Consider the following 11006-nt stretch of genomic DNA (forward strand, 5'->3'; position numbering starts at 1 on the left):
TTTTTTATGTCTATTGCAAACGATCTGAACGATGTTGTTGAGGCATCTGGCGACATGCTGGCTCGGCTGGCCATTTTTGCCGACCATATTCCCGACGAATGGATTACTGCCGCTGCCGCCTTGTCTGAAAAGGCCACTATCCGCCGACGCCGCTTACCTTCTGATATGGTCTTGTGGCTCGTCGTGGGGATGGCCTTTTTCCGCAATGAGCCTATCTCCGAGGTCGCTCGGCGCCTCAACATCTGTGCAGAAGGGTTGGCCAATGATGCCTTGCTCGCGGACAGTGCCCTGTCTCAGGCCCGTCAGCGACTCGGCAAACAGCCGCTCGAGTGGCTGTTCAAACAGTGCGCCGATGTGTGGGGGCGGGAACGTTATCCTGAAGACCATTGGCACGGTTTACAGGTCTTTGCCATCGATGGGGCCCTGTTCCGAACCCAGGATATGCCTGAACTCAGAGCACATTTCGGCTCGGGTAACACCTCAACCAACCGGCAGACACCCTACCCGATGCTGCGGTTGGTCACGCTCATGAATGTCCGCTCGCATGTCATTGCCAACGCGGCCATCAGCCCGTACCGCAAAGGGGAAATCCCCCTGGCCAGCGAGTTCATTCACTCATTGCCGGACAAGTCAGTGACCCTGCTGGATAAAGGCTTCTTCGGTGCCGACCTGTTGCTGCGTATTCAGGCCGAAGACACCGACCGTCACTGGCTCATCCCGGAACGCAACGGGCTGGTATACACGGAACTTGAGCGCTATGGCGACGGTGACCGTCTGTTGCAAATGACGGTCTCGCCTCAGGCTCGCAAGAAAAACCCGGCGTTGCCGACACACTGGCAAGTTCGCGCAGTGACCTATGAGGTGGCAGGCAAGGAGAAAACGGTCTTTACCTCCCTGCCCGTGGCGCGATTCAGCGCAGCTCAGGTGGCGACCCTGTACCACGAGCGCTGGGAAATCGAGCTGGGATACCGGGATATCAAAAGCGCGATGCAGCACAACGCCATCACGCTGAGAAGCAAGAAAGTGGACTTGGTCTATCAGGAGCTGTGGGGATTGCTGCTTGGATACAATCTGGTCAGGCGGGAGGCCAGCCAGGCCGCCGTAGCCCATCAGCGAGCGCCCAATGAGGTGAGCTTTAAGTTTGCCTGTCAGTTCATCGCGAACCAGATGGCAGTGATGGCGGGCGCGTTATCGCCAGCCCATACGCCACGGAGGTTGGCGGAGTTGCGGGGCTGCATAGGCGTCATGTTCATAGAAAAACGCCCCAGGCCATCGAGACCCAGGGCGGTGAAGATATCAAAGACCCGTTTTCCGGTAAATCGCAATGCGGCTCCGCTTAAGTGAACAGCATTGCCTGTCACAGGGGCCTTTTTGTTGGTGTGCAACCCGTCGCTGGTTATTTGCGCTCGGGCAGCATATTGGTCAGGGTATTGTCCTTGAGCACATGGTGGTGGTAGATGGCTGCCGCTGCGTGCAGGGCAATCAGAGCATAGCCAATGTTGGCCAGCGTCTCGTGCAACTCCTTGATGGTGCCCTTCAGGCCGTCATCGGGGGCGATGAGGGCGGGGAGCGCCAGGCCGAAGAAGGGAATGGGTTTGCCCCCTGCGCTCAACAGCAGCCAGCCCAGCAGCGGGGTGAGGATCAGGAAGCCATAGAGCGCCAGATGGGCGAGCTTAGCCAGCGTGAGCATCAGGGGGGAGAGCTCGGGCACGATACGCGGTGAAGGGCTACCCACGCGCACCAGCAGGCGCACGACCACCAGCGCCAGGATCAGCAGACCCACCATGAAGTGAAACTCCTTCATCAGGTCGCGGCCGGCCGACCCTTTGGGGAAGATGTCCCTGAACTCCATCAGCGCATAGACGGCGATCATCAGCAGCAGGGTCAACCAGTGCAGCCCTATGCTCAGGCTGCCATAACGTTGTTCGGTATTTCTCAGCATCGTTGTCTCCTCGCCACTTAAGCGGCTTATCTCTTTTCATCCCGTCTCATATCGAGCCAAAGGACCCGCAGGTATCCCTCTTGAGGGTACTCGGCTTGCTTATGCCCGTGTTGATCTCGATAACATTTCTGCCTGTTTGCCGTCATGCTGACCTGTGCGGGAGCCCATGGAGTATCGGGGGATGGAAGGGGCAAAAAAAAACCGAAGCACCAGGCTTCGGTTTTTGGTGGTCGCTGGCGTCAGGCCAGGGCGCATTATTTCTTGATGCGGATCACCGGGGTTTCGCCCACGGTCACGGCGCCAGTCATCTTCACCAGCTCTTTGATCTCGTCCATGTTGGAGATGACCACAGGTGTCAGGGTAGACTTGGCTTTGGCTTCCAGAACGGCCAGATCGAACTCGATGATGGTGTCACCGCGCTTGACCTGTTGACCTTCCTGAGCGATACGGGTGAAACCTTCACCCTTCAGCTCGACGGTGTCGATACCGAAGTGAACGAACAGCTCGATACCAGAGTCGGACTCCAGAGAGAACGCGTGGTTGGTCTCGAAGATTTTGCCGATGGTGCCGTCGCACGGAGCAACCATCTTGTTGCCGGCCGGCTTGATGGCGATGCCGTCGCCGACGATCTTCTCGGCGAAGACGACGTCAGGCACATCTTCGATGGGGACGATTTCGCCGGACAGCGGAGCAAAGATTTCGATGCCGCCAGTGTCAGAACTGTCGTCGGAAACCAGTTTCTTCAGTTTGTCGAACAGACCCATAGTAAAAGCTCCTAGAGATGATTGTCGCTGTTTGCAGCCGATCTTAGCAGACTGCCTTCTGCTTAATAAAGTTATCTACGCACGCTTCGATTTCGGCGGCGGTGGCAAAGCTCAGCGCCTGGTCGGCCATGGCCTTCACATCTTCGAAGTTGGTGTTGCGGATAAGCTTCTTGATACGCGGTACAGAGATGGCGCTCATGGAGAACTCATCCAGACCCATACCCAGCAGCAGCAGGGTGGCGCGTTCGTCACCAGCCAGTTCACCGCACATACCGGTCCACTTGCCATTGTCATGGGAAGCGTCGATCACCATCTTGATCAGGGTCAGGACGGAGGGTGACAGCGGGTTGTACATGGCGGAAATCATCTCGTTACCACGGTCGACAGCCAGGGTGTACTGGGTCAGGTCGTTGGTACCGATACTGAAGAAATCCACTTCCTTGGCCAGATGATGAGCCATCACGGCCGCGGCCGGGGTCTCAATCATGATACCCACTTCGATGGATTCATCAAAGGCTTTGCCTTCGGCACGCAGTTCGGCTTTCAGCGTCTCCACGGTAGCCTTCAGGCTGCGGAACTCTTCGACGGAGATGATCATCGGGAACATGATGCGCAGTTTGCCGAAGGCAGACGCACGCAGGATGGCCCGCAGCTGGGCGTGCATGATGTCGGTGCGGTCGAAGAAGATACGCACGGCACGCCAGCCCAGGAAGGGGTTCATCTCTTTCGGGAAATTCATGTAGGGCAGTTCTTTGTCGCCGCCGATGTCCATGGTACGGACAATGATCGGTTGATCCGGCATGGCTTCGGCCACTTCCTTGTAAGCCTTGAACTGCTCGTCTTCGGTCGGCAGCGCGTCACGGTCCATGAACAGGAACTCGGTACGGTACAGACCCACGCCTTCGGCGCCGTTGCGGATGGCACCCTCGGTATCCTTGACGGTCCCGATGTTGGCGCACACTTCGACCTGGTGGCCATCCAGGGTGATGGCAGGCAGGTCTTTGAGCTTGGCCAGCTCGTCCTTCTCTGCCTGGAACTGGGCCTGGAACTTCTTGGCTTCGTTCAACTGGTCGGCGGTCGGGTTGATGATGACCTGGTTGTTGATCGCATCCAGCACCAGCATGTCACCGTTCTTGACGCGCTCGGTGATGTCGTTGGTGCCCACGACGGCCGGCAGCTCCAGGGAGCGTGCCATGATGGAGGTGTGGGAGGTACGGCCACCGATGTCGGTGACGAAGCCCAGCACGTATTTCAGGTTGATCTGAGCGGTTTCAGACGGGGTCAGGTCTTTGGCGACCAGGATGACCTCTTCGTCGATGGTGCTCAGGTTGACAACGGCCATGCCCAGTACGTTCTTGACCAGACGGGTGCCGATGTCACGGAAGTCGGTGGCGCGCTCACGCAGATAGGGGTCATCCAGATCGGCCATCATCTTGGCGTACTGTTCGATCACCTCGTGAACGGCTCTGTCGGCAGAGGCTTTGTGTTCTTTGATGAAGGATCTGATATCCCCTTCCAGCTCTTCATCTTCGAGCAGCATGATGTGGCCTTCGAAGATGGCCTCTTTTTCTTCACCGAAGGTGCGACCGGCCATCTCTTTGATGGCTTCCAGCTGTGCGGCTGACTTGGTGCGGGCTTCGAGGAAGCGGTTGATCTCGGCATCAATCTGTTCGGCGGGAATCTTGCCTTGATTGATAACGATTTCATCTTCTTTCAGAAGAAGCGCCTTACCGAATGCGATACCGGGGGACGCAAGAATGCCAGATATCATAATCCTTCCTATTAAAACGACTGTGGGGGAGGAATAAAGCTGGATTACTCCAGCTCGTCCATCAGGGCAACCAGCTTCTCAACGGCTTTCTGAGCGTCCGGGCCGTCAGCCTGGATGGTCACGTTGGTGCCTTTGGTCAGACCCAGGGTCTGGAGCTTGAACAGGCTCTTGGCGCTGGCGGATTTGCCACCGGAGACCACAGTGATCTCGCTTTGGAATTCTTTGGCTTCTTTCACGAACTGAGCTGCAGGACGGGTGTGCAGGCCGTTTTCAGCAGTAATAACAACAGACTTCTCGTACATGGTTTCACCCCATATTATTGATATTGTTTGGAGAGATGGTCGCCAATGAGGCTTCCTGTCTCACCGTGTCAGTATGGATATGTTGTAAAGTAACGAAATCAGACCTGCAATGGTTTAATCCAGGTCAATTTTCTGTGCAGTATTCGGCGTCGTGGCCAGGTATTTTTTCGCTATCAGGCTGCAAGCCGCGTCAGGCCTGGCCTGAAATTATTTTATAACGAAAAATAACACTTTGTTACCTTGTGATACCTTGCCAGCAAACACCTCGTGACGCCGCACAGGATATGAGATTTATCACAGAATGTCTGCTTTTTTTGTCATATCCAAGTTTGTTATTTTACCCCAAAAAATAAGGGGCCGAGTGGCACTGGTGGCTAGAGAGTTTAGCGCATAATGAAAACGGCGCTCCGAGGAGCGCCGTCGTGTTGGTGTTGGCTGATCAACTACTGCTGCAATTCCTGCTCGCTGAACACACCGGCGAAGAGGGCGCTGGAGAGGTAACGCTCGGCGGCGCTCGGCAGGATGACGACAATCGTTTTCCCTTCGAACTCCGGCTGCTCGGCCAGACGGTTGGCAGCGACCACGGCAGCGCCGGAGCTGATACCGGCCAGGATCCCTTCCTCTTCCATCAGGCGGCGGGCCATCTCGATGGCTTCGTCACTGCTCACCTGCTCGACGCGGTCCAGCAGGCTCAAATCCAGGTTGCCCGGGATGAAGCCGGCGCCGATGCCCTGGATCTTGTGGGGACCGGGCTTTATCTCTTCACCTGCCAGTTTCTGGCTGATGACGGGAGATTCGCTGGGCTCGACCGCCACGGAGACGATGGCCTTGCCTTTGGTCTGCTTGATGTAGCGGGAGACCCCGGTGATGGTGCCGCCGGTACCGACGCCCGCCACGAACACATCCACCTCGCCATCGGTGGCGTCCCAGATCTCGGGGCCAGTGGTCTGCTCGTGGATTTCCGGGTTGGCCGGGTTTTCAAATTGTTGCAGCAGTACGTACTTGCCCGGTTCGGATTCGAGGATCTCGTTGGCCTTGGCAATGGCGCCCTTCATGCCGAGGGGACCTTCGGTCAGCACCAGGTTGGCACCCAGGGCCTTGAGCAGCTTGCGGCGCTCCAGGCTCATGGTGGCCGGCATGGTCAGGGTGATGGGATAGCCGCGGGCCGCAGCCACGAATGCCAGGGCAATGCCCGTGTTGCCGCTGGTGGGCTCGATGATCTCCTTGCCCTTGGTCAGCACGCCGCGTTTCTCGGCATCCCAGATGAGGTTGGCACCGATCCGGCACTTGACGCTGAAGCTTGGGTTGCGGCTCTCGATCTTGGCCAGCACGCGGCCCTTGGTAACACGGTTGAGACGAACAAGCGGGGTGTTGCCTATGGTCTGGCTGTTGTCCTCAAAAATTTTGCTCATGGTGCTATCCCTGTGTTTGTTAAGGCGATGAAACAAGATTACCCTGTGGTTTCTGAATGAGAAGTGACGAATCGTTATAACAATATGTTATTACAACATATAGAACTTATTCTCTCTTGCCGAGGGGGCTCCCGCTGCCTGGGCATCCAATGGAAGGGATCTCATGGGATTTGCAGGAAGCGATCGCTATCTCGCATCACAGGCACTGAAGATGGCCGTCGATGCCGCCATCGTGCTGGAGAAGCCGCTGCTCATCAAGGGTGAGCCCGGTACGGGCAAGACAGTGCTGGTGGAGGCGGTGGCCGAATCCCTGGGCGCCGAGCTCATCAGCTGGCACATCAAGTCCACCACCAAGGCCCAGCAGGGGCTCTACGAATACGATGCCGTCGCCCGGCTGCGAGACTCCCAGCTCGGTGACCCCAGGGTAGGGGAGATAGGCCACTACATCCGCCGGGGTAAGCTGTGGCAGGCCTTCAGCGCAGAGCAGCGGCCAGTGCTGCTCATCGATGAAATCGACAAGGCGGACATCGAGTTTCCCAACGATCTGCTGCTGGAGCTGGATCGGATGGAGTTCGATGTCTACGAGACCGGCGAGCGCGTGAAGGCGCGCCAGCGCCCCGTGGTCATCATCACCTCCAACAACGAAAAAGAGCTGCCGGACGCCTTCCTGCGCCGCTGTTTCTTCCACTACATTCGCTTCCCCGACAAGGCCGAGATGCAGGCCATCGTCAAGCTCCATTACCCCGACCTCAAGGAGCGGCTGCTCGACGAAGCGATGACGCTCTTCTTTGAGCTGCGTGCGGTAGAGGGGCTGCGCAAAAAGCCGTCCACCTCCGAGCTGCTGGACTGGATCCGGCTGCTGTTGGCGGACGACATCGCCCCCGAAGCCCTGCGCACCCGTGAGCCCGGCAAGCTGGTGCCCGCACTCTACGGCGCCCTGCTCAAGACCGAGCAGGACCTGCATCTGTTTGAGAAGCTCGCTTTTCTGGCCAGACGCGGCAGCTGACCCATGCTGATCGACTTTTTTACCCATCTGCGCCGTCACAAGCTCCCCTGCAGCCTGCGCGAATTGCTGGACTTGCACGCGGCGCTGGCTGCCCAGCTGGCCAGCCTCGACATGGACGAGTTCTACCAGCTATCCCGCTGCCTGCTGGTGAAAGACGAGGCGCACTATGATCGCTTCGATCGCGCCTTCGCCGAGTATTACGAGGGGTTGGCCGCCATCCCCCTGTTGCCGGAGAGCCTGACTGACGACTGGCTGCGCAAGGAGTTCGAGCGACTGTTAAGCCCGGAGGAGAAGGCGTTGCTCCAATCCCTTGGCGGGCTGGACAAGCTGCTGGCGACCCTCAACCAGCGCTTGAACGAGCAGAAGGAGCGTCACGCCGGCGGCAACAAGTGGGTCGGCACCGGGGGCAGCAGCCCGTTCGGTCACGGCGGCTATCACCCGGAAGGGATCCGCATGGGGGGAGAGGGTCAGCACGGGCGGGCGACCAAGGTGTGGGAAGCGCGCCACTTTCGCAACTTCAGTGACGACTCGCCCCTGGGGCAGCGCGCCATCCAGCTCGCCCTGCGCAAGCTCAGACGCTGGGTGCGCCGGGGCAATCCCGACGAGCTGGATCTCGACGACACCATCCAAAGCTCGGCCAGGCAAGGCTGGCTCGATGTGAAGCTGCGGCCCGAGCGCCACAACGGGGTCAAACTGCTGGTCTTCTTCGACGTAGGGGGCTCCATGGATGCCCATGTGGCCGAGGTGCAGCGCCTCTTTTCGGCCCTGCGCCACGAGTTCAAGCACCTGGTGTTCTTCTATTTTCACAACTGCCTCTACGACTTCGTCTGGCAGGACAATGCCAGGCGCCTTGATGATCGGTTCGATACCCTGCGGCTGCTGCGCACCTACGGCAGCGACTACAGGGTGATGGTGGTGGGGGATGCGAAGATGGGCCCCTATGAAATCACCTGGCCAGGTGGCAGCGTAGAGTACTGGAACGAGGAGCCCGGCCAGGTGTGGCTCGGGCGCCTGCAACAACATTTCCCCAAGATGGTGTGGGTCAATCCGCTGCCAAGGCAGGAGTGGCTGTGGCACCCCTCCATCAAGTTGATGAACGAATTGATCGGCGGGCGGATGCACCCGCTGACCCTGGCGGGTCTGGCTGCGGCCATCGACCAGCTGTGACCCTCTGAACCCTAAAAAACAGACAAGCCGGGATTGCACCCGGCCAGGAGCAAAGATGACCTCTATCGTAATCAGTGGCTCAGGCCTCTATACCCCTCCCTTTGCCGTCAGCAATGAAGCGCTGGTGGCGGCCTTCAACCAGTACGTGGATCTCTACAACGAGGAGAACGCCTCCGCCATCGATGCAGGGCAGCTGCCTGCCAAGCAGCACTCGAGCTGCGAGTTCATCGAGAAGGCCTCCGGCATCAAGAGCCGCTATCTGGTGAGCAGCGGGGGGGTGCTGGATCCCGACATCATGCAACCGCTCATGGCGGAGCGCCCGGACGATCAGCCCTCCATCATGGTGGAGATGGCGGTGGCGGCCGCCGAGCAGGCGCTGATCGCCGCCGGTCGTGAACCGGGGGAGATCGATCTTGTCATCGTCGCCGCCTCCAACATGCCGCGCCCCTACCCGGCGCTGGCCATCGAATTGCAGCACTATCTCGGCGCCAGCGGCCTGGCGTTCGACATGAACGTGGCCTGCTCTTCCGCCACCTTCGGGATCAAGACCGCCGCAGACATGCTGGCGGCAGGCACCGCCCGGCTGGCGCTGGTGGTCAATCCGGAGATCTGCTCGGGTCACCTCAACTTCCGCGATCGGGACAGTCACTTCATCTTCGGCGACGCCTGTACCGCCGTGCTGCTGGAGCGGGAGGCCGATTGCCAGGTGGCCAACCCCTGGCAACTGGTGGCCAGCAAGCTGGTGACCCAGTACTCCAACAACATCCGCAACAACTTCGGCTTCCTGAACCGGCTCAGCCCGCGCACCCGCTACGGCGACGACAAGCTGTTCCGCCAGCAGGGGCGCAAGGTGTTCAAGGAGGTGCTGCCCCTGGTGTGCGATCAGATAGCCTCCCAGCTGGCGGAGCAGGGATGGGCGGCCGATGGCTTGAGCCGGCTCTGGCTCCATCAGGCCAACCTCACCATGAACCAGTTCATCGGTCGCAAGTTGCTGGGCCACGACGCCAGCCAGCAGGAGGCGCCTGTCATCCTCGACCGCTACGGCAACACCAGCTCGGCGGGTTCCATCATCGCCTTCCACCTCTTCAACCAGGATCTGCCGAGCGGGGCTCGCGGGGTGCTCTGTTCCTTTGGCGCCGGTTACTCCATCGGCAGCCTGCTGCTGCAGCGGCGCTGAGCACCCTGTTTTGCCCATAAAAAAGCCACCCGGGAGGGTTAATGCCAGTCAGTTAAGCCTGACTGGCATTGTTTTTACTAGGTTTTCTCGTCGCATACTTCTGTGGTTTGGCTTTGATGCACCTTGGGTAACTTCGTTCTCGGCGGGCGGGTAACTTGAACTGCTCTGCCTGTTTGTCCAACTCAGCGACACGCCCTGGAACCATGCCCGGTGACACAAACGGCAGGCAACTGAGTTCATGCAGCAGATACACCGATGCCATGTGAAAGCTCAACTGGCTGGCCGTATAGCCCTTTAAGCTCGCCGCCATCCTAACCATCTGATATCTCAGTAGGTTATAGGCCAATACCAAGCCCCATAGCTCCTGCCTTACTCCATCGGGTTTCTTGCTGCGCAGCGTCAGCCGGTGCTGTTGCAGGCTATGTTTCATCTCCCGATAGCCCAGCTCGATTTCCCAGCGATTCTGGTATAGCTCCATCAACTCGCTGGCCGGGAAGCGCAGCGGGTCGGTGAGCGAGGTCAGCACCTGCCGCTCCTTGCCGTTTACCGTCCGGGTCAGCAGCCGGGCTTCGAACTGCTCCGGCAACTCGCTCCACTTCTTCTTGGCCTGCGGACTGGCACTGAGGCGTACCAGCACATCCTGCCGCCCCAGCTTGCGGATGACCTCGTATTGAGCCCCCTTTTTCAGCGGAATAAGCCAGTGACGCGCTACGCCCTGGCGTTGCCAGGCATGGAGTAACCCCAGTGAGTAGAAGCCCTTATCGAACAGGGTCAGGCTATTATCGGGTGTTTTTTCAATCAGTTGCTCTGCCAACACCATCTCGTTTACCGCACAGGAGTCCATCACTGTCTGGGTCAGCAGATGACTGGTCAGCTCCATCTGACACAACATGCGGACCTGGGGATATTGCGTCTCCCCCTGGACGGTTTTCGACTTGGCAAAGGCGCCGGCATTGTCCGGAGTATCGGGCGTGCGCCAGACCACCCCGTCCACGGCCAGCAGCTGCAAGCCGGCCCAGGTGGGGTGCTGACACTGCTGATGCCAGAGTGTGGCGGTCTGCTGGAACACCTGTCGAACGGCTTGGTCAGCCAGTTTTTGGCGCGCCTGGATGAAGGCGCTGGGGACGACAAACGGCCGGTCGCCGGGTAACAGGATATCGAGCTGGTTGGCCAGCTGGGCCATAGGGACATGACGAAACAAGGACATCCCGATAATGGCCCATAGCACCCGCTCCATGGGCATGCGCCGTCGGCGCAAGGAGACGGAGCCCGTCTCGGCCAAGCAAGCCTGCACCAGTTCAGGTGACAGCAGGTCAGACAGGGACTCAAACTTTCCGGGAGGACAGGCGTGAATGAAGTCGAGAGCTTGGTCGATACGCATAAAAAAATCCGAAACCCAACAAGGAGTTTCGGATTCTTACACAGCCTGAGGATCGGTCAATGGATCCTTAACTGATCGGCATTA

The 11006-nt window shown here is 58.9% G+C and carries 10 protein-coding genes; 4 read left to right on the forward strand and 6 right to left on the reverse strand.

Going from position 1 to position 11006, the window contains the following annotated elements; translation table 11 throughout:
* Positions 1-6 precede the first annotated feature (6 nt).
* Entirely contained in the window at positions 7-1344 is a 1338-nt protein-coding gene (locus AB5Y64_RS12120) for an IS4-like element ISAeme15 family transposase (RefSeq protein WP_102948249.1), read from the forward strand.
* A 52-nt stretch (positions 1345-1396) separates the two neighbouring features.
* Here the strand turns inward: AB5Y64_RS12120 and AB5Y64_RS12125 are convergent, their stop codons facing one another.
* The 5 genes from AB5Y64_RS12125 to cysK form a co-directional block, all read right to left on the reverse strand.
* Positions 1397-1942, reverse strand: coding sequence for a cytochrome b (locus AB5Y64_RS12125; protein ID WP_042015896.1), 546 nt, complete (start codon positions 1940-1942; stop codon positions 1397-1399).
* Positions 1943-2196: 254 nt separating this feature from the next.
* Positions 2197-2706: a PTS glucose transporter subunit IIA gene (crr, locus tag AB5Y64_RS12130; RefSeq protein WP_010673569.1), complete on the reverse strand. Its 510-nt coding sequence runs from the start codon at positions 2704-2706 to the stop codon at positions 2197-2199.
* Between the two features lie 43 nt (positions 2707-2749).
* Complete coding sequence (gene ptsI, locus AB5Y64_RS12135) at positions 2750-4477, reverse strand: phosphoenolpyruvate-protein phosphotransferase PtsI (RefSeq protein WP_052814873.1); 1728 nt, start codon at positions 4475-4477, stop codon at positions 2750-2752.
* Positions 4478-4521: 44 nt separating this feature from the next.
* The gene (locus AB5Y64_RS12140) at positions 4522-4779 is read right to left on the reverse strand and encodes an HPr family phosphocarrier protein (RefSeq protein ID WP_005303128.1); all 258 of its coding nucleotides are present in this window, start codon (positions 4777-4779) and stop codon (positions 4522-4524) included.
* Positions 4780-5222: 443 nt separating this feature from the next.
* On the reverse strand, positions 5223-6191 hold the full coding sequence (cysK, locus tag AB5Y64_RS12145; RefSeq protein WP_103244487.1) for a cysteine synthase A: 969 nt from the start codon (positions 6189-6191) through the stop codon (positions 5223-5225).
* Positions 6192-6354: 163 nt separating this feature from the next.
* On the opposite strand from cysK, the gene AB5Y64_RS12150 reads away from it, so the two are divergent.
* Genes AB5Y64_RS12150 through AB5Y64_RS12160 form a run of 3 tightly spaced genes read left to right on the forward strand, consistent with a single transcriptional unit; the run spans position 6355 to position 9541 of the window.
* Positions 6355-7197: a MoxR family ATPase gene (locus tag AB5Y64_RS12150; protein WP_103244488.1), complete on the forward strand. Its 843-nt coding sequence runs from the start codon at positions 6355-6357 to the stop codon at positions 7195-7197.
* Positions 7198-7200: 3 nt separating this feature from the next.
* Positions 7201-8364, forward strand: a complete 1164-nt coding sequence (locus tag AB5Y64_RS12155; RefSeq protein WP_368203885.1) for a VWA domain-containing protein — start codon at positions 7201-7203, stop codon at positions 8362-8364.
* 55 nt (positions 8365-8419) lie between these two features.
* Complete coding sequence (locus tag AB5Y64_RS12160) at positions 8420-9541, forward strand: beta-ketoacyl-ACP synthase III (protein WP_279955971.1); 1122 nt, start codon at positions 8420-8422, stop codon at positions 9539-9541.
* 52 nt (positions 9542-9593) lie between these two features.
* On the opposite strand, the gene AB5Y64_RS12165 is transcribed toward AB5Y64_RS12160, so the two are convergent.
* A complete protein-coding gene (locus tag AB5Y64_RS12165) occupies positions 9594-10922 on the reverse strand; it encodes an IS4 family transposase (RefSeq protein ID WP_053288733.1) in 1329 nt (442 codons plus the stop codon).
* Between the last annotated feature and the right edge of the window lie 84 nt (positions 10923-11006).

Source organism: Aeromonas sp. R5-1, from assembly GCF_040908265.1.
Lineage (GTDB): Bacteria > Pseudomonadota > Gammaproteobacteria > Enterobacterales > Aeromonadaceae > Aeromonas > Aeromonas caviae.